Below are 18869 nucleotides of genomic sequence, written 5' to 3' on the forward strand. Positions count from 1 at the left end.
CTTCCTCTTTGCTTTCACAGACTGATACAGGCCTTGAGCCCGGGCTTAAAGCTGCCGGTCTTAACCGAGCCGTACCGCATCTCCGGAATCAAAGAAATACAGCCATTTCTCTGCGACTTCTTCCCCGGTGATCTGTTCGACCGCCCTCGAGTACAGCTCCAATTGAATCCGGTAGCGCTCCTTCAGCATTTCAAGCTGCTGTTCCCGGGCATAGTCCGGAACATAATCGCTCTTGTAATCCAGCATGATCAATTGGCCATTCACCTTGAACAGACAGTCGATAATTCCCTGTACAATAACCGATTCGCCCTGAAGACCCAGCTTGGCAGACTGCTCTTCGGCCGGCTCGGCTTCTTCTGTTGCAGCTCCTAAACCGGGAGAGGCAGGAAGCTGTTCCCCTAATTGTTCTGGTTGTTCTCTTCCTACTCGTTGTTCAACTTCTGTTACTTGTTCAGCTTGTTCTGCTTTTTCTGATTCTCTTACGTATCCGGCGTGTTCAGTTTGTTCGGATTCTCCCATTTCTCTTGTGCGTGCAGCTTGTTCGGTTTCTTTTAGTTGTTCAAATCGTCCAGCTTCGGAACCCTCTGCTTTCACCCACTGCTCTTCCCTGCTGCCCTGTTTCCCACTTTCCTGCAGGGTCAGGTTCGTTCCGGCATCACTCTGATCTCCGGATAAAGCAGGTGTAAAATGCGGGTAAGCCTCTTCAGCCGGCATCGCATAGGTAAACGGCAGTTCTTTTTTCACCCATTCGGCATGGAGCAGTCTGCTTCCCAGTTCACTGTCCAGGAATCCGGCGATTTTATACGGTTCCAGCTCGCGAAGCTGCTCCGGCAGCAGAATCTGGCTGGCCTCCAGCTTGCGGAAGGTCTCTTCCACCAGCTCCAGCGCGTCTCTTCCTGCCTCCTGCAGCGGCAAATGCTGCATCACCGTATGATAGGCCGTGCCCCGCTCCGTTCCGGACATTCTCCGCTGCTCCATGAATTTCGGGCGTCTTAAGCGCAGCTTGGAGCCTCTGTCTCCGTCTTCCTGTCCGCTTGCCCGTTCCTGTCCCAAAGAAGACAACGTGCCTGGCCATGTACGCTGGAGTTCCCCGGCACGTTCCGCCTGCAACTCCAGGCCATCAGCAGCCGGCGACTCCTCCGACACAAGTCTGGATTTCAGCTCGGTCACTGTCGTTTTGGCAGCGACGCGGCTGCTCCATTCATAGGGATAAGACCATTCGAGCCTGCGGGCTACCTCGCCGAACAGCGCAGATCTGATGGCTTCCGGTCCAGCGCCGCCAGTTGGACGAGCCTCATTCATTTCTTCGAGATCACGGAAACCTTCAGAACCACGAGTTCCTTTCAAATCAGGATTTCCTGCCAAGCCCTCGGTTTCAGCTGTATCCGCAGTTTCAGCAGAATCCGTAGTTCCCTCAAAATCCGTAATTCCTTCAAAATCCGTAGTTTCGGCAATATCCAGAGATCCTGCGAAATCAGAATCTCCCGTCAAACCGGCTGCCGCCAGCAGCTCGCGCAAGGCCTCTTCGCCCCGCAATGCGGGAACCAGCGCGGATTCGCGTCCTGCCGCCGCTGCATAAGCCATCTCCCGGGAAGGGACCAACATAAACTGCCAGTCCGGGCTGTCTTCCCGGTAGGGCAGCAAATGATGCCCTTCAGCGCTTAATCCCGCTAATTCGCGCAGCGCCCCGGCAGACGGGTGCCGGATCAAAGCCGGGCCGATCCAATCCAGATAGCTGCGCCCGCGGGCGAGCAAATAGTCCGGGAGCAGTTCCTCGGTTCCGCTGAGCGACTGGCCCCAGTTCACCGCCGATTTCCCCAGATCCTTCACCGCCGATACGAGGATCAGCTTATCCTTCGGCCGGGTTAAAGCGACATACAGAATTCTCATTTCTTCGGCGATGAGCTCCATCTGGCTCCTTCTGCGAATCGCCAGGTTCGGCAGCGTCGGATAGCTTACCCGGGTATCCGGGTCGACGTATTTCGGACCGAAACCAAGCTCTTTGTGCATTAGAAAAGGAGCGTTCAAATCCTGACGGTTGAACATTTTCGACAGTCCGGCTACAAACACAACCGGAAATTCAAGTCCTTTACTCTTGTGAATGGTCATGATCCGAACCGTGTCCTGATCGGCACCGCCAATGGAAGGCGCACCGAAATCACCGCCGGTTTCCTTCAGCTTGTCGATAAATCTAAGGAAGCTGTATAATCCGGGAGTCCCGGACGTCTGCTCAAACTGTTTGGCACGACTGTACAACGCCTCCAAATTGGCTTGTCTTTGCGGGCCGCCTGTCAAACCTCCGACCCAGTCGAGGTAAGAGGTTTGACGGTATACCGTCCAAATCAGACGGCTCAGCTCGCCTTCCCGGGCCATCCTCCGCCAGCCCTCAAGCAAAGCGAGGAAACGTTCCAGCCTTACATATAATTCGCTTGGCTCCTGCTCTGTCTGCTCGGCTTCTTCCATCCAAGCCAGTAAAGCTTCATAGAACCCGGAGCCCGAGCAGGCCAGCCGGATGCGGGATAATTCCTCTTCATCCAATCCGACTATCGGAGAACGAAGGACAGAAGCTAACGGAATATCCTGGCGCGGATTGTCAATGATCTGCAGCAGCGAAAGAGTAATTTCAACCTCAGACGCCTGAAAATAACCCTGATTCACTTCCCCGGCCGCCGGAATCCCTTCCATTTGCAGCTCCTGAATCAGAATCGGCGCCCAGCCAGAGGTCGAGCGCAGCAATATCACGATATCCCCAAGCGCTGCGGGACGGGAGCCTTTCAGGCTTTTATCGTAAACCATCAGCGGAGCTCCGCCTTCACCGAGCAGGCCGCGGATACGAGCCGCGATCGCTCGGGCTTCCAGACGAACCGCTTCGAGATCGGCGGTTTCCTCCGCCTCCGAATCCTTCTCAGCTTCTCCTTCCGCGTTGTCCGCTCCGGCGGCCTGATCGGCCTCCAGGCCCGGATCTCCCCCGCTGCGGTCGATCAACAACAGTTCCGGTTCATATTGAGGCAGCCCTTTCTCGGACGAAGGGAACAGATCGCCGTAGATCAGCTCGGCCCGTTCGTCATAGTCGATTTCCGCAACCGTCCGGTTCATGATTTGCCGAAACAGCATATTTACAGCGCCGACCACCTCGCGGCGGCTTCTGAAGTTCCGGGCCAAATCGATTCTGAGGCCGCTCCCGGAGAAATCGTCCCCATATTCCCTGTATTTCTCCAGGAAGAGACCCGGCTCGGCCAGCCTGAAGCGGTAAATGCTCTGCTTGACGTCGCCAACCATAAACCGGTTGCCCTTATCGGGCCGGGAAATCAGTTGTACGATCGTCTCCTGGACGGTGTTCGTGTCCTGATACTCGTCCAGAAGAACCTCCTCATATTGAGCCTGATATTCCAAGGCGGCGTCGGAAGGCAGAATACGGAGCGGCGTTGCGTCCGGATGCAGCAGGATGCGCAGGCAGTAGTGCTCCAAGTCGGAAAAATCCAGCCAGCCGCGTTCCTTCTTCGCGTCCGCGTAGCGTTCTCCGAATTCAATGACAAACTCGGCAAGCCTGGACATAAGCGGGGCCGCATCATGAAGCTCGGCAACAAAGTCCTCCGCCGGTCTGCCGAACAGCTGCAGCCTCAGCTCGTTTAGCGATTTCTTCGCTTCCTCGCGCAGCGCTTTTACCCGTTCCTGAACGGCCGGGTCGGTCTGATCCTTCTTAACCGGCTTCAGCTTCCCGAAGGCCGCAGCCTGGAACACCGGATGCAGCTCTCTCCATGAGCCGTTCAGAACCGCTTCCTTGAGTCCGAGCATCACATTCAGATCTTCCTCAAGTGAGACGGCATACGGTGCCGGGCCTGATGGAGATAACGCAAGCGCCTTGCCCTGGGACAGCAGATTGATGATGCCTTCGAGCGACAGCAGCGTATCCTGGGTAATGCTCCGAATCCAGAGGCTGTTCTCCAGGGAATCGACCGTCGCGTCCGCGAAGGAAGCGGCCATGCTGCGGAGCCAGAAATCCGGCCAAGGATGGCTGCGGGAGAAATCATACAGCCTCTGTACGAGCCTGAAAGCTCCTTCATCGCTGCGTTCGCCGCTGAACCATTCCACCAGGCTGAAGAAGGCCTGACCGTCTTCGGCGCCGTATTTTTCCTCAAATAATTCCTCGAGCGTCTCCTGTCTGAGCAGCTGTGCTTCATGTTCGGAGGCGATCCGGAACCCCGGATCAAGCGGAATCATCGTGTAATACCGCTGGATCACTTCCATACAGAAGGAATGCAGCGTTGTGATCGAAGCTCGGCCCAGCATCGCCAGCTGCCGCTCCAGCTGTTCGTTAGGCTCGCCTTGCTCCAGCAGGCCCTCCAGCGCTTCGCGGATGCGATGGCGCATTTCTGTCGCCGCCGCTTTGGTGAAGGTGGCCACCATCAGCCGTTCAATATCGACCGGCTGATCCGGGTTCGTGATCTTGCGGATAATCCGTTCCACCAGCACGGCGGTTTTGCCGGACCCCGCAGCCGCTGCAACCAGAATGTTCCCGCCGGACAGCGCAATCGCGTTCCATTGATCGTCGCTCCAATAACTGCCCGCCGGTTTCGGAATTACGGGTTCCATGGCGATTCCTCCTCTAACGTGCTCCAAATCCGGTCTTTACCCGGCTTGGCCAACAATTTATAACGGCTTTCATCCGAAGGTTCGATTTGGCAGACCGACTTGAAGGCGCAGAACGTACAAGCCGTTTCCTGTCCCAAACGATAAGGCTCGATAGCCACATCCCCTTCGGTAATTCGGGTACCAATGCCGCGGATCGTGCGGCGGACCGAAGACAACAGCACATCCCACTGCTCGGGCGTTGCAACTGCCGCGCTGCTGTAAAACCCGCCATCGGCCTTAACCGCTACAGGCAGGATGTCCGAATGACCTTTCTCCAGCTTGTTATCCATCATCAAAGCAATATCGCGGTCCGCCGTCACCAGACCTCTCAGCTTAAACCGCTTGAGCATTTCCTGGCGGGCCTGTTCAGGCGACATGCCGTTGCTGCTCTGCAGCAGAGGATTGTGGACGTGAAAATAAAGCGTTCCGGCCGGTTTGGCCGGGCTGCCCAGCCATTCCTCGCTCGAGGAAAGGACAACGTCCAGGTAGGTCAGCATTTGCAAGGCCAGCCCATAATAGACTTCGTGCAGCTTCAGGTCAGTCTGGCTGGATTTATAGTCGATGACCCGCAGCAAAATCCCCTGCTCGCTTTCCGCCATATCGACCCGGTCCACACGTCCGACAATTTCCATGACGCAGCCGTTCTCCAGCTCAAAGGTCAGCGGAGGAAGCTCTTTGCCGGGACCGAAGTCCAGCTCAAGCCCTACCGGCTCGAAGCTGCCGCGTTTGGCCTGTTCGCCGAGGATCAAGGAAGCCCGGCCGACGATATTTTTCAGCTTGCGGGTAATAAAGCCATAACGTTTGGAGCTGAGCAGAATCTCCCCCTGCAATTGGGGCGCCAGCTTATCCACGGCCGCTTCAGCCTCGCGCACGCATTCTTCGGGCGTAAGGCTGGCCCAGCTGCGGTTGCTGTCCTTGAACGAAAGAGCCATCGCGCTCAGCGCGGCGTGAAACAGCTGCCCGATGTCCGGAGCCTTCAGCCGGTATAGCTGGCGTTCCTTCAGCTTCAAACCATGCGAAGCAAAATGGGAGAACGGACACGCCGCAAATCTCTCCATCCGCGATACGCTTGTGCGCAGCCGCGTGCCGTACAGCCTGCGGCTGGTCTCTTCCGTAAGCGTCCGCGTTCCGTTGCGGTAGTCCAGAGACTGCAGCAAATAATTCAGCTTATGATGAAAATCGCGGGTGCGGCCAAACCAGGCCATCGCTCCGTACCACACCGGGGATATTTCGGCACCGGCACGCCATTGCCGCAGCTGTCCGACCAAGGCGGACAAGGCCGGTTCAGGACGGGCGACATACGTCAGCTGAACATCCACCGGCGATGCAGCCGCCGGCACGGCTTCCACCCATTTTTCCTCCAGGGAAAACTTCTTCCTAAGATCACGGATAACCTCGGAAGGCAGTAAAGCTTTGCCCTCTTCATCCGCAGCCGGATAAGAAATCCAGAGGGACGACTCCGCGGAGGATAAAATCTGGTAGATCATAAAACGTTCATCCAGCAGCTTCCTTGCCGTCCCCGGCTCCAGCACCAAACCAGTTTCGGCCAATCTGCTTCGTTCCTGATCGGTCAGAATGCCTTCCTCCTGATAAAGAGCAGGCATGACGCCTTCGTTTACGCCCAGCATAAAAACATGTTTGACATGGACCGAACGGGTCCGGTCCGCACTGCCGACCAACACCTGATCCAGGGATGGCGGCACAAGGCCAAGCTTGAGATTTCGCAGCCCGGTATCCAGTACTCCGCTAAACAAGCCAATATCCAGGCCTTCTTCTCCCATCATATCTACGATTTGATCCAGCAGATCCAGGACAGCTCCCCATACGGACCGGTGCTCCATCGCCCGCTGCGGCTCTCCGGCGGCAGCCGCTTCCTCGGCCAAGAGGTCAAGCCGCTCGGCCACCGATACCTGTTCCAGCAGCGCAAATACAGCTTCACACATTTCCCTGGCCGTTTTGCTTCTTTTCATCCGTTTCTCAAATGAGGAGAGAGGACCGACCACAGCATCTCTAGCCTGCCGGATTCGTTCCATCTCCTCCTCCTGGGCTCTTTGCACAGCAGAAACCGGCTTCTCCAGTTGCATATTCTCCTGTTCGCTGCCCTCCTGCTGCCCGGCTGGCTCGGCTCCGCCCGTTTCTCCCGGCTCAAGGGAGAGATTCGGTTTGCCTCTCCAGGCTTTGTCGCTGTTCCAGCGCGCGCCTTCAATACCGGACGCCAGCACATAGTTCTCCAGCACGTCCATGTCTTCACGCGACAAGCTGCCCTCCAAAGGCAGCAGGAAATCCGTCTTCACGCAGCGTAAAACATCCTGTGCCTTCCAGAAACGCTTAACCACGTCCAGCGCTCCCCGCACCAGCTCGATCAAAGGGTGGGCGGCCATGCTTTTGCGCCGGTCAATAAATACCGGAACCCCGTAATCGCCACATATCGGCTCGATCAAGTCGGCATATTCATCCAGCGTACGGACGTACAAAGCCATGTCCCGCCAGCGGACCTGCTCCTCACGGGCCAAACGGACCATTTCACGAACGGCCGCTTCCACTTCGGAGCGTTTGCCCACCGCTGCTCTAAGCCGCAGGCTTTGCGCAAGATCGCCAGGCTGATCCCCCTCGCGGACTTTCCTTCTTGTCCCGTAAATCGATTCAAGCAGTCCCAGCGTTTCACTGTTCTTGAATCGAGGAAAAGGACGCTCGTCCATGATCTTGACCGGCCATACCGCCATTCCTGCCGATTCGGCCAAAGTCTGGAGCTTCATGTACGTAACCGCCGGGGTATAGAACATATTCAGTTCATTTGGCGGACGCGAGTCATCATAAGGGCGGTCCAAGGTCAGCGCTACATTTACGCGCACGGACGCTTCCATCAGCCTGCCAAGCGCTTCATATTCCACTGGCGTAAACGAATGGAAGCCGTCCACCCAAATTTCCGAGCCTTGCAGATAAGCAGAACTTGAAGCACCTTCCGCCAGCTTCCGGACGTGGTCCTCCGAATCGATATACAATCCCGAAAGCTCCTTCTCAAACTCTCCGAACAGCAGCTGCAGATCGTGCAGCTTGTTCTTCAGCAGCGGCGATTCCTTGCCGGAGGATTCCAGAAGCCGGAAGTGCTGCTGCAAAGAGGCGGAGTCCGCCCCGTATTTTTTCGTTTCCGTATAAAGACTGTTCAGCTTGTCGATCAGCCCCAGCGGCCCGCCGGCGCTGCCATACAGCTTCAGATCATCCTGAAGCCGGCGCATAATGCGGTAGAGCAGCATCTTTTTCCCCTCATCACTGATCGGGATCAGCGCCGAGCCCCCCGTCTCCTGCATAATTCGGTATGCCAGCCGTTTGAAGCCCAGAACCTGCACCCGAACGGTCCCTTTTAATCCAGAAAAAGACGCGATAGCACGCTCAAGCTGAAAGGTCGCCTGCTCCGGCACCAGAATGATGATAGGCGGTCCCATAGGCTCCTCTTGCAGCCGTTCACGGATTTGTTCCAGCATATAGCGGCTTTTGCCGCTGCCGGCCCGGCCGATAATCAATTGAAGTGACACTTGAGCATCCTCCCTTATATAAAAAAAGCTTCTCGTAAAAAGCTGTTCGTTTCCTATTTCGATAGATTCTAGTATACCATAACGAACGGAACTGGAACATGTGTTTGCCGAAACCCTGCCGATTGGAAAAAAAGAAAAAGCAGGCCGGTGCTGTACCGGACCTGCTTGACTTCGTATATAGGCATAAGGCCGTGAAACGGCTCCTATAGCCAGATTTCTTTTTGTTGCAGAACGCCCCTTTAGACGGAGGTCCTCAGACTTTGCTGCGAACTTCAAAAATAGCGAATTTCAGATAGTGGCCTTCGTCCACACCTAAAATTTGAGGATGATCCTTGCCTGCTGCGCGCCATTCCACCAGCCGCAGAATTTTCCCCGCATCCTCTGCCGCCTCGGCGATCGTGCTCAGGAACAGGTCGGGACGCATGTGGTAGGAGCAGCTGGCTGTAACCAGATACCCGCCTTCGTTAACCAGCTTCATCCCGTGCAGGTTGATGTCCTTGTAGCCCCGGCAGGCTCCGGCTACCGCTTTTCTCGTTTTGGCAAAGGCCGGCGGATCAAGAATAACCACATCCCATGTCCGGCCTGTGCCCGGCGCAAGCGGCGTAGAGGTGTCAGCTTTGCCTTCAGCCCGTGCTTTGCGTTCTTCCTGGCCTTTGACCTGACTTCGCAGGTAATCAAAAGCATCGGCTACCACAAACTCGACCCGGTCTTCGAACCCGTTCAGCTTTACGTTCTCGCGGGCGCTTTCGATGGCATGCTCGGAGATGTCGAGACAAGTGACCTTCTTGGCTCCGTATTTGCAGGCATGCAGCGTGAAGCTGCCGGTGTGTGAGAAGCACTCCAGCACGGTCGCACCGTCCCAATAGGGGAACGTCACTTCTTTGCCGCTTTTGTTCACAGGCACCAGGCGGGTACCTGCCTCCGCATCTTCCAGCTCCTGAAGACGGATGCCGCTTTTCTCCCCCCAGCCCAGCATAAGCGGAGCGATTGACGCACGGTTCTCCCGTTGATCAAAGAAATAGCCGGTCTTCTGTCCTTCCATGATGTCTACGGAGATCAGAAGGCCGTTCTCCGTTACGGTCACATGACGCGGACAATCGCCGTACAAAGGCCCCTTCACCTGTTCAAGGCCTTCGATCTCCCGGACGCCGACATCGCTGCGCTCGTAGATGCCTTTTGGCTGCAGAACCTGCCACAATGCCTCCACGATCTCATCGCGGTGTTTATCCATGCCCAGCGTAAGCAGCTGTACGACCAGAACATCGCCAAAGCGGTCCACGATCAGTCCCGGCAGGAAATCAGCTTCCCCATAAACGAGCCGGTAGGCATCTTCCTGCACAAACCGGCTGCGATGGCGAAGGCAATCGGTAAACCGCTCAACAAAAAAAGCCGTATCCATCGCCTGAATCGGCTTATATGAAACGATCCGCACTGTAATTTGGGAAGCCGGGTTATAATAACCAGTTGCCAAATAACGTCCCTGATGGTTCACGACCTCTACCAGATCGCCTGGAAGTGCTCCTTCTTCCACCCGGTCAATCTCACTTTTATAAACCCAGGGATGCCCCTGTTCCAGCCTTTTCTTGCGGCTGCGCTGCAAAATTACTGCTGCCATTTCTATTTCCACTCCTAGCTGTTCTCAAAATAAGTGACTTCTTGCTGATGTCATGACTCGTCCCTGCCGCGCATAAATATTACCACAGCATGAACTTGTCTATGGAAAGGAGGCCCGCCGGTGTTCCGCGAAATAATCATCCCGCTGATCTTTGGACTGGCCCTCTTTATATTTGGCATGAAAATGATGGAGCTGGCCTTGCAGGCCTGGGCAGGACCGGTACTGACGAAGCTGCTGAACACGGTATCGGCAACCCCGCTTAAAGGGCTTGTGTTCAGTACGGCCGTGACTGCCCTGCTGCAGAGCAGCACAGCCGTTACCGTGATGACGATCGGCCTCGTCAATGCCGGTCTGCTGACCTATGGCCGTACGCTGGGGATCATCCTCGGGGGCAATATCGGTACCTGTCTGACCACCGAACTTATTGCCCTTCATATTTCTTCCTTTGGCCCTCCGCTGCTCCTGCTTTCCTTGTGCATCTGGCTTGCGGCGGTCGTCCTGCATGATAAATTACCGTTCCGGCTGCAAAAACATGCCTCTCTGCTGATTTCCACCCAGCACGCGGCTTTGGCAGCTGCAGGCTTCGGCATCGTGCTTACGGCCATTGCCTGGATGCAAAGCACCGGCGCAGCCCTGCAAACCTACGGTTTGATCGACTGGTTCACTAAACGTGCCGAAAGCAGCATCCTGTGGGGCGTAGCCGCCGGTGCCGTTCTGACTGCGGTTGTTCACAGCAGCGCCGCCGTGATCGGGCTCGCCATGGGACTGGCTGCTGCCGGGGCCCTGCCCGTGCCGCTTGGCATCGCCGTTGTGCTGGGTTCCAACGTCGGCACCTGCGTGACCGCCGTGATCGCCTCGATCGGCGGAACCCGCTCCGGCCGCTTTGTAGCCTGGTCCCACATTGCGCTTAATGTCGGAGGCTGCCTGCTGTTCCTGCCTTTTATCCGCGAGCTTGGGGCAGCCTCCGCCTGGATGACCTCCGATGCTTCGGCGATGATCGCTCATAGTCAAACTTTGTTTAATGTGTTAAGCTCCCTGATCGCCCTGCCATTGTGTTACCTGCCAGTATGGAAACGGCTGGATAAATTCACCTAGACTTCCACACCAAGCAGCTTCAGCCCTTTTTCCAAAATAAAATCATTATTATCATACCCGGATGTACGCTGCTTCTCCCAGGCTTCCTTCGGTTCATACCAGTCTACGCCGCGGATTTCCTCAATTTGGGCTTTAAGCTCGCCTTGAGCGCTTTCGACCAAATAATAATGGACTTCCTTATCCACCAGGCCATATTCGGCATGTTCGTATTGGTAAGCGATGATATCAATTGGCTGGATAATGACGCCATGAACGCCCGTTTCCTCCCAAATCTCTCTAAGCGCGGTTTCTTCTACCGTTTCGCCCGGCTCCTGTTTGCCTTTGGCAAAAGACATTTTGCCGTAACGGTCCGTAATGAGCTGGATTTGAAGCTGTCCTTCTTCCCGGCGATAAACGACGCCTCCGGCCGAAATTTCTTTATGTGCCATCTTGTTCCCCCACCTTTCTGTCTTTCCTTCAGTAACCTTGAATAACAAGGATTCCATCCCGCAGCGGAATGAAATCCTTGAGGTTCATCAAATATAAAGCTGAAATAGCTGTAGAGAATAGCTGGTAAAGCTGCGGGCTACCCAGAAGTCAGAGAACCCGGCGATTCCCTACCGTCCGGCAGCCTCAGGCAGCTCGTCCAGGATGCGGACCAGCGTTCCTTCGCAGCCGTTCACGCCTGCTTCGGTAACCTTCACGCGGCACAAACGTCCGGTCAAATCTTCGGCCGTATCAAACACAACCTGCAAATAGTTGTCACTCATGCCCATCGAACGTCCTGGGCCGTATTGGCCTTTCTCATCGCGTTCCGGAATGACTTCAAGCACCTCGCCGACGAACTTCTCGGCATAAGCCAGCTGCATTTGCTCGGACAAGTCGATCAGCTCATGCACACGTGCATGCTTCACTTCTTCATCGACCTGATCTTCCATACGGGCTGCCGGAGTGCCGGTCCGTTTGGAATAAGGGAAGACGTGCAGCTCAGAGAATCCGATCCGCTTGATGGCCTCGAAGCCGTCGCGGTAATGCTCGTCCGTTTCACCAGGGAAACCTACAATGATGTCGGTAGTAATGGCTACGTCCGGCATAAATTCGCGGATTTTACGGATCTTCTCCTCAAACTCGGCGATGGTATATTTCCGTCTCATCCGTTTCAGCACTTCGTCATTGCCGGCCTGAAGCGGAATATGGAAGTGGCGGCACATTTTCGGCGACTTCTTAAGCACCTCAAGCACTCTATCGTCGATTTGGCTGGCTTCGATCGAACTGATTCGAACGCGCTCCAGCCCTTCCACTTTATCCAGATCCCACAGCAGATCGGCCAATTTGTAATCGTCCAAATCGTCGCCGTATCCGCCGGTATGGATGCCGGTCAATACGATTTCTTTATACCCTGAAGCCACAAGCTGTCTCGCTTGAGCGATAACGCTCTTCGGATCACGGCTGCGCGACAATCCGCGGGACCAAGGGATAATACAGAAGGTGCAGAAGTTGTTGCAGCCTTCCTGGATTTTCAGGAAAGCCCGGGTATGATCCGTAAAGTTTGGAACGTCCAGCTCCTCGAATTCGCGGGTCTTCATAATATTGCGGACCGCGTTGATCGGCTGGCGTTTGGTTTGAATTTCATTGACGTAATTTAGAATTTTGTCCCGGTCCTGGGTACCGATGACAAGATCCACGCCCGGGATGTCCATAATTTCGGCCGGCGAGGTTTGCGCGTAACATCCGGTTACGGCGATAATCGCATCCGGGTTGCGCCGAACGGCCCGGCGGATAATTTGACGGCTCTTCTTATCCCCGGTATTCGTTACTGTACAAGTATTGATCAGATAGACGTCAGCGGTCTGCTCGAAGTCCACCTGCTCGTATCCTTCATTTTTAAACAGCTGCCAAATGGCTTCTGTATCATAAAAGTTAACTTTACATCCAAGCGTATAAAAAGCTACAGATGGCATTGCTAAACTCCCCCCATTTCTCCGGTTTCATATAATATGCAGGTCAGGGCGGCCATGCCGGCCGTTTCCGTTCTCAAAATCCGCCTGCCGAGTCCGACTGATTTCGCGCCGGCGGCTTCTGCCTCGGCCACTTCCTCTTCGGTAAATCCGCCTTCCGGACCTACAACCACCAGCACACGGCTGGAGACCTCAGGTCCCAGCGAAGCGGCAAACGGCTGAACGATGTCTCTTAACTGTTCGCCAAGTTCTTTTTCATAACACATACACACCAGATCATAACCGTCAAAAAGCTCCAGCAGCTTCTTCCATTTCACCGGCTGTCCCACGTCAGGAATACGGCTGCGATGGGCCTGCTCGGCCGCTTCTTTGGCGATTTTGCTCCAGCGCGCGATGCGCTTCTCTTCCTTCCGCTCATCGTACTGCACGATCGTCCGCTCCGATAGAAACGGCACAAAGGCGGCGGCTCCGATCTCCGTGCACTTCTGGATGACCGTCTCCATTTTATCGCCTTTTGGCAGACTTTGGGCTATATCCACCTTGATCCGGGGCTCACTGGTATCTTCTATTGTCTCCAGAATAACCGCGGTTACACCCTCCGGTTCCAGTAAAGACAGCTCTGCCAGCACCACACGGCCTTGTCCGTCGCTGACAATGAACTTGTCACCGGGCTTGCCGCGCATCACTTTTGTGATATGGCGTGCATCTTCGCCCGTGACCTGCACCTGCTGCTCTCCGAACTGCTCAGGCGGAATAAAATAACGCTGCATGTACATCCATCCTTGTTCCAAATTGCCATCCTACATCATACAACTTTTGCTCCGAGCTGGCTACAGCTTCCGGAGGTTCTTTTTGCCAAAATGGTCCGTTTGATTCTCCGCTCAGCTCAGCCGAACAAACTTAAGTATAACTGGGTAAACGCATGAAAAATGTGATAGATCAATCCGTATAAAGGAGCTATCGTTACCGCCCTTAAAGGCGGGACAAATACAAACAGCAGGAAGATCAACGAAGCCCATTGTTCGTATTGCTGCAGCATCGGCCGAATGCGTCTTGGAACGAGATCCTCAACAATCCGGTAACCGTCCAGCGGAGGCAAAGGCAGCAAGTTAAATAAGAACAGACCGATATTCAGAATACTCAAATAGTACAGGAACAGCTGAACGGCAACCTGGAAGCGGGAATCCCCTTCTCCCCCGATCACCCCTGCGTTGATTAATGCCACATAAACAATCGTAGCAATGAAACCAATCAGCAGATTACTTAAAGGACCAACTAACGAAACAATGATCCCCATCAAACGAGGTTTGCTGAAGTTGTCCCTGTTCACCGGAACAGGCCGGGCCCAACCAAAGCCAAGCAGCAGGATCATGATCGTACCGAACAGCTCAATATGGGACGCCGGGTTTAAGGTGACCCTTCCCAGCATCTTGGCCGTTGGATCTCCAAATTTATAGGCCGTATAGGCGTGGGCAAATTCATGAAATGTAAAAGCAATCAGGATGACTACCAGAATAAAAGGCAGCACATCCATGGGAAAAGCAAAAATGGAATCCAGAAAACCCATGTTTACCCCTTTCTCGCCACAAACGCGACCCAATCTTCTTCACGTGCCGTATGCGTGATCTCGAAGCCTGCCGCAGTAAGTCCTTCTTCAACTTCCTTCTCTTTGTTCTTGTAAATGCCGGAAGCGATATAATAACCGCCAGACTGAAGCGCCTGATAAACATCATCAATGAACAGAAGAATAATCTCGGCTAAAATGTTGGCAACCACGACGCGGACCGGCAGAGTTACACCCAGCTCTGAGGCGCCTTTGCCGCTCTTCAGCACGGCCAAAAGATCGCTTTCGAAGATCGAGATCTGCTTCTCCAGCCCGTTCAGCTGCGTGTTCTCACGGGTGCTCGTAACTGCAATCGGATCAAGGTCAAGCGCGAGTACATGCTTGGCTCCAAGCCGGACTGCCCCGATAGCCAAAATGCCGGAACCTGTGCCTACATCAATAACTTCGTCGCCTTCCTGAATCACGGACTCCAGCGTCCGCAAGCAGAGCGCCGTTGTTGGATGGGTTCCTGTTCCGAAAGCCATGCCCGGATCAAGCTCGATAATTTTCTCCTGTTCGGAGGCCGGCAGGTAATCCTCCCAAGTCGGTTTGATCGTCAAGCGGTCCGAAACGCGGATGGGCTTGAAGTATTTTTTCCAATTATTCGCCCAGTCGTCTTCGCTTACATCCCGCAGTGAAAATTCGGCAGCACCTGGATTGATGTCATATTCGCGCAGCTCCTCGATCCGCTCTTTGATCTCCTGCTGAATGGCATCCATGTCACTGCCTTCAGGAAAATAACCACTGAGCTTTGCTTCTCCCTCCGGAATATCATTGGGCGGAATTTCGAACCATTGTCCCAAAGAAGTATCTCTCGGTTTATTGTTATCGACATGCTCCTCAATGGAAACGCCGCCTGCACCGGATTCGTGCAGAAAGTTCGAAATCATCTCCACCGCTTCCTCTGTCGTATGTATCGTAAGCTCTTTCCAAATCTTCAAAACGATTTCCTCCTCGATATTTGCATGCCTTCTATTGTACTATAAAAAGGAGCAAAAAAGAAAACCGCCAAGGCTTCACTTGCCTGTCGTCTGACAGGTTTCGTGAACTCGGCGGCTGTGCTCAGAGGCTGATGCTTAATAGCAAGGTTCTGTTTCATTCAGAATTGAAATTAGATTTACAGTTTAGGCGTTTTGTTCTCCTGGCGGGCATCGGCGCGTTCACTGCGTTCGAGTGCTTCCCAATCCTCCTGGTCGGCACGTTCTTCCGAGAACTCTACGTCCAGATTGTGGCCTTCAAGCTGTTTGGACAAGCTTTTTGCGTGTTGTCCTTGTCCTTGCGATTTACTCTGCTGTTTCATTTTATCGCTCTCCTTTTCGCTGCTGGGATTTCAAAATACCGGGATTAAATCATTCCTCCAGCGTCTTCTATAATCTTCATGGCCTGGTGATGAACATGGTCATCCACGACTGCCGTAAGCAGTATATCCCGTCCTGTCGGGCCGCCTTGACCTCCGTCGCTCATCCCGCTGTTGGACGGATCTGCTTTTGCCATGATGCCTGCGGATTGATGGGACAGCTCCAGGTCCTGCGCGAATTCCATCATCGTCCCGCTGCCATACCGGCTGAAGCGGTCTATAGAGTAATCGACGACCCGCAACGCCTGGAGCTTGCGTGCCGCTCCCTCCGCTTCTTCCGGACTTTTGAAATAAGCGAGTATGTTTTTCTCGGTCAACTTCTTCACCTGCTCTTTTATTCAGATATTAACGCAATCGTTACCGCTTAAACCTTATTGTGTAAGCGTGAGGCTCTTTTTATGCCTCGAATATCAAATCTATTTAACTGATGGGGGTCAATAACATGGACAGAAGCAAGCGCTTTTTACCTATTAATCACGGCAGCGAAAATCCGTCCCTCACCCTGTCCCCGCTTCGCCGTTTGAGTATGACTGTCCAGCCGGTCAATCAGGAGATCAACCGGGTTATCATTCAAGCTGCGGCCCCTAATCCCGGCTACGGAATCCGGGTAACGGGGATTTATTTTTCAGGCGATAAAGCCTTAATCTTCGTTATCCCGCTTCGGCCGGCTCCAAACACCATGTATCCTCAGGTAATCTCTGCTGTACAGACAACTACTTATTTAGATAGCTCATTTACACCTGTATTTCCGCCGGAGTATGAGAACTTTTTAAGCCATTTTATTTAAAGGGCCCAAGTGTCGAAACTGGCAAAAATTATTTAGCATTTTTTTATAAAAATTTGAAACGTCCTCCGCACTTGTCCGTATTACCTTGTAGATTGCACAAATAACATCACTTCACAGGAGGGCATCAAATTTAATGTTAAAGAAAATCGTGATGGTTGTAATGGCATTTACCCTGTTTTTTGCTTTTACTATTCAGGACAACGTTGATGCAAAAGGCCGCATTGGCGGAGGCTACAAATCAGGTGTTAAATCCCACACTACAACCCCAAATAAATCGACTACAACGGACAACGTGTCCAAATCCGGCACGACCAGTTCGACTAAAGGGACAGCCGGTACAACGGCTAACCGCGGATTTTTCAGCGGCGGAAGCTTTATGAAAGGTTTGATGATCGGCGGTTTGTCCGGTCTGTTGTTCGGCAGCTTGTTCGCCGGCATGGGCGGCTTCGGCAACCTGCTTGGACTAGCGGTTAACATCTTTGCCATCTATCTGATTATTGTGATTGCAGCCGCATTGTTCCGCCGCTTCACCCGTCCCCGCAAACCAGACCCACGGGATGGACGGTATTAATCTATGATTCTGACGGAAGACGAAATTGTAAACGCGGTTTGTATCCATACGGCCAGCCGCAAGCAAATCCGTCCTTCGGATGTTCAAGTCGAGCTGGCCTGGGATGAAGATACGGGTTTCACCGCTGAGGTTTGGGCCGCGGGCAGAAGCCAATATATTGTTGAAGCCAATCTCATTGAAGCCATTCTGCTTTACATGCATGAGGAGTACGGAAGAAGAGTATTTAAGGATGAGGTCAGACTCGACCTTGAAGACGAAATTATTGCGATAGTTAACGATTAAAAAAAGAAAAGGTCCGGGATACGGCTCAAGCCGATCCCGGACCTTTTTTTATAACCGAAGAAAAAATACGGAGAAAACAAAGAGAACAGCGCAAAGGTGCGCTGTTCTCTTTGTACTTATTAGGCTTAAACTTAGACTTGAGCTTAGGTTTAGTCGCCCCTGAAAGCTTTCTTCATCCGATCAAAGAAAGACTGCTCATGCTCATGGGTATGTTCCCCGTCATGGGCCGCAAACTGGCGCAGCAGTTCTTTCTGCTCATCGCTAAGTCTGCTTGGCGTAACGACAACAACTTTTACATGCTGGTCGCCTTGGCCAACGCCGCGAAGCTTCGGAACCCCTTTGCCTTTAAGGCGGAAATAGGTTCCCGTCTGCGTTCCGGCCGGAATCTTCAGCTTCACTTTCTCCGTAAGCGTAGGAATCTCGATCTCGTCACCAAGCGCCGCCTGCGCGAAAGTAAGCGGAACCTCGCAGTAGATGTCGTCACCTTCGCGTTCAAAGAAATCGTGGGATTTCACGCGAATGACGATGTACAGATCGCCTGCAGGGCCGCCGCGAAGACCTCCTTCACCTTCACCCGACATACGCAGCTGAGCGCCGTCGTCTACGCCGGCTGGAATCCGGACATGAATTTTGCGCTGCTTTTTAACTTGACCGCTGCCGGAGCAGGTTGAGCATTTCTCTTTGATGATTTTGCCGCGTCCGCCGCAGTGCGTACAAGCACGGCGATTTACCATACGGCCAAACGGCGTATTCTGAACGACTTCCTGCTGACCTGAACCATGACATACGGAGCAGGTTTCCGGATGGGTACCCGGTTTAGCACCGGAGCCATGACAAGTATCACAGCTTTCCGTACGTGGAATCGTAATATCGCGCTCCACGCCAAATACAGCTTCCTTAAATTCAATCGTCATTGTGTACTGCAAATCGTTCCCGCGCTGCGGTGCGTTTGGATCACGTCTCCCACCGCCACCGCCGCCGAAAAACATATCAAAGATATCGCCAAAGCCGCCAAAGTCACCGCCGGAGAACCCTCCGCCGCCCATGCCCTGGTTAGGATCAACATGGCCGAACTGGTCGTATCTAGCCCGCTTCTGCCCATCGCTTAATACGTCATAGGCTTCCTTCACTTCCTTGAACTTCGCCTCGGCATCGTCCGCTTTGTTTACGTCCGGATGATATTGGCGCGCCAACTTTCGGTAAGCTTTCTTAATTTCATCGTCCGAAGCGCTTTTCCCGACGCCCAGCACCTCATAATAATCTCGCTTATCTGCCACAGTTCCACCTCCGCCATCATCGCACAAAAGGAAAGTCAAAGCGCGGAATGCCTAAGCGCTTTGACCTCCCTACTGTGCTAATCTATTCGTCCGATGCCTGAACGGCCCCGGTTCTGTTTTGGATTAACCCATTGTATCGTAAAGTCCTTATTTCCTCAAAAAGATTTGCTCTGAGGTTAG

General features: G+C 53.7%; 15 protein-coding genes. 4 read left to right on the plus strand and 11 right to left on the minus strand.

Going from position 1 to position 18869, the window contains the following annotated elements; translation table 11 throughout:
- Positions 1-60: 60 nt before the first annotated feature.
- The 3 genes from addA to CBE73_RS07040 all read right to left on the minus strand — a co-directional run bounded on the left by addA (position 61) and on the right by CBE73_RS07040 (position 9780).
- Positions 61-4593 carry a helicase-exonuclease AddAB subunit AddA gene (gene addA / locus CBE73_RS07030; protein WP_094093629.1) on the minus strand — a complete coding sequence of 1511 codons (4533 nt, stop codon included), beginning with the start codon at positions 4591-4593 and terminating at the stop codon, positions 61-63.
- A complete protein-coding gene (addB, locus tag CBE73_RS07035) occupies positions 4581-8165 on the minus strand; it encodes a helicase-exonuclease AddAB subunit AddB (protein ID WP_094093630.1) in 3585 nt (1194 codons plus the stop codon). Before addB ends, addA begins: the two co-directional genes overlap by 13 nt.
- Positions 8166-8418: 253 nt before the next feature.
- Positions 8419-9780 carry a class I SAM-dependent rRNA methyltransferase gene (locus CBE73_RS07040; protein ID WP_094093631.1) on the minus strand — a complete coding sequence of 454 codons (1362 nt, stop codon included), beginning with the start codon at positions 9778-9780 and terminating at the stop codon, positions 8419-8421.
- Positions 9781-9900: 120 nt separating this feature from the next.
- Here CBE73_RS07040 and CBE73_RS07045 point away from each other — a divergent pair, with 120 nt between their 5' ends.
- On the plus strand, positions 9901-10875 hold the full coding sequence (locus tag CBE73_RS07045) for a Na/Pi cotransporter family protein (protein ID WP_094093632.1): 975 nt from the start codon (positions 9901-9903) through the stop codon (positions 10873-10875).
- Here CBE73_RS07045 and CBE73_RS07050 read toward each other — a convergent pair.
- From CBE73_RS07050 to CBE73_RS07080, 7 genes are all read right to left on the minus strand, one after another.
- Positions 10872-11303, minus strand: coding sequence for an NUDIX hydrolase (locus CBE73_RS07050; protein ID WP_094093633.1), 432 nt, complete (start codon positions 11301-11303; stop codon positions 10872-10874). The genes CBE73_RS07045 and CBE73_RS07050 overlap by 4 nt on opposite strands.
- Before the next feature lie 168 nt (positions 11304-11471).
- Positions 11472-12815, minus strand: a complete 1344-nt coding sequence (mtaB, locus tag CBE73_RS07055) for a tRNA (N(6)-L-threonylcarbamoyladenosine(37)-C(2))-methylthiotransferase MtaB (protein WP_094093634.1) — start codon at positions 12813-12815, stop codon at positions 11472-11474.
- A 2-nt stretch (positions 12816-12817) separates the two neighbouring features.
- Positions 12818-13582: a 16S rRNA (uracil(1498)-N(3))-methyltransferase gene (locus CBE73_RS07060; RefSeq protein ID WP_094093635.1), complete on the minus strand. Its 765-nt coding sequence runs from the start codon at positions 13580-13582 to the stop codon at positions 12818-12820.
- A 116-nt stretch (positions 13583-13698) separates the two neighbouring features.
- Positions 13699-14379, minus strand: a complete 681-nt coding sequence (locus CBE73_RS07065; protein WP_094093636.1) for a site-2 protease family protein — start codon at positions 14377-14379, stop codon at positions 13699-13701.
- A 2-nt stretch (positions 14380-14381) separates the two neighbouring features.
- Positions 14382-15305, minus strand: a complete 924-nt coding sequence (prmA, locus tag CBE73_RS07070; RefSeq protein ID WP_229752513.1) for a 50S ribosomal protein L11 methyltransferase — start codon at positions 15303-15305, stop codon at positions 14382-14384.
- Positions 15306-15532: 227 nt separating this feature from the next.
- Complete coding sequence (locus CBE73_RS07075) at positions 15533-15715, minus strand: YfhD family protein (RefSeq protein WP_094093638.1); 183 nt, start codon at positions 15713-15715, stop codon at positions 15533-15535.
- A 44-nt stretch (positions 15716-15759) separates the two neighbouring features.
- Positions 15760-16089 carry a hypothetical protein gene (locus CBE73_RS07080; RefSeq protein WP_094093639.1) on the minus strand — a complete coding sequence of 110 codons (330 nt, stop codon included), beginning with the start codon at positions 16087-16089 and terminating at the stop codon, positions 15760-15762.
- Between the two features lie 125 nt (positions 16090-16214).
- Between CBE73_RS07080 and CBE73_RS07085 the strand changes: the two genes are divergently transcribed.
- The 3 genes from CBE73_RS07085 (at position 16215) to CBE73_RS07095 (ending at position 17412) form a co-directional block, all read left to right on the plus strand.
- Positions 16215-16559, plus strand: coding sequence for a hypothetical protein (locus CBE73_RS07085; protein WP_094093640.1), 345 nt, complete (start codon positions 16215-16217; stop codon positions 16557-16559).
- A 133-nt stretch (positions 16560-16692) separates the two neighbouring features.
- Positions 16693-17130 (plus strand): hypothetical protein, encoded by a 438-nt coding sequence (locus CBE73_RS07090; protein WP_094093641.1) that lies wholly within the window; start codon positions 16693-16695, stop codon positions 17128-17130.
- Between the two features lie 3 nt (positions 17131-17133).
- Entirely contained in the window at positions 17134-17412 is a 279-nt protein-coding gene (locus CBE73_RS07095; protein WP_094093642.1) for a YxcD family protein, read from the plus strand.
- Positions 17413-17561: 149 nt separating this feature from the next.
- On the opposite strand, the gene dnaJ is transcribed toward CBE73_RS07095, so the two are convergent.
- A complete protein-coding gene (dnaJ, locus tag CBE73_RS07100; RefSeq protein ID WP_094093643.1) occupies positions 17562-18689 on the minus strand; it encodes a molecular chaperone DnaJ in 1128 nt (375 codons plus the stop codon).
- Positions 18690-18869 lie beyond the last annotated feature (180 nt).

Origin of the sequence: Paenibacillus physcomitrellae (assembly GCF_002240225.1) — a bacterium.
In the GTDB taxonomy this organism is placed as follows: Bacteria; Bacillota; Bacilli; order Paenibacillales; family Paenibacillaceae; genus Fontibacillus; species Fontibacillus physcomitrellae.

Bases quoted from the DNA above. Each gene is read 5' to 3' on its own strand.
- addA (WP_094093629.1), bottom strand. From the start codon at position 4,593: ATGGAACCCGTAATTCCGAAACCGGCGGGCAGTTATTGGAGCGACGAT.
- CBE73_RS07040 (WP_094093631.1), bottom strand. From the start codon at position 9,780: ATGGCAGCAGTAATTTTGCAGCGCAGCCGCAAGAAAAGGCTGGAACAG.
- CBE73_RS07050 (WP_094093633.1), bottom strand. From the start codon at position 11,303: ATGGCACATAAAGAAATTTCGGCCGGAGGCGTCGTTTATCGCCGGGAA.
- mtaB (WP_094093634.1), bottom strand. From the start codon at position 12,815: ATGCCATCTGTAGCTTTTTATACGCTTGGATGTAAAGTTAACTTTTAT.
- CBE73_RS07060 (WP_094093635.1), bottom strand. From the start codon at position 13,582: ATGCAGCGTTATTTTATTCCGCCTGAGCAGTTCGGAGAGCAGCAGGTG.
- CBE73_RS07065 (WP_094093636.1), bottom strand. From the start codon at position 14,379: ATGGGTTTTCTGGATTCCATTTTTGCTTTTCCCATGGATGTGCTGCCT.
- prmA (WP_229752513.1), bottom strand. From the start codon at position 15,305: ATGATTTCGAACTTTCTGCACGAATCCGGTGCAGGCGGCGTTTCCATT.
- CBE73_RS07075 (WP_094093638.1), bottom strand. From the start codon at position 15,715: ATGAAACAGCAGAGTAAATCGCAAGGACAAGGACAACACGCAAAAAGC.
- CBE73_RS07085 (WP_094093640.1), top strand. From the start codon at position 16,215: ATGGACAGAAGCAAGCGCTTTTTACCTATTAATCACGGCAGCGAAAAT.
- CBE73_RS07090 (WP_094093641.1), top strand. From the start codon at position 16,693: ATGTTAAAGAAAATCGTGATGGTTGTAATGGCATTTACCCTGTTTTTT.
- CBE73_RS07095 (WP_094093642.1), top strand. From the start codon at position 17,134: ATGATTCTGACGGAAGACGAAATTGTAAACGCGGTTTGTATCCATACG.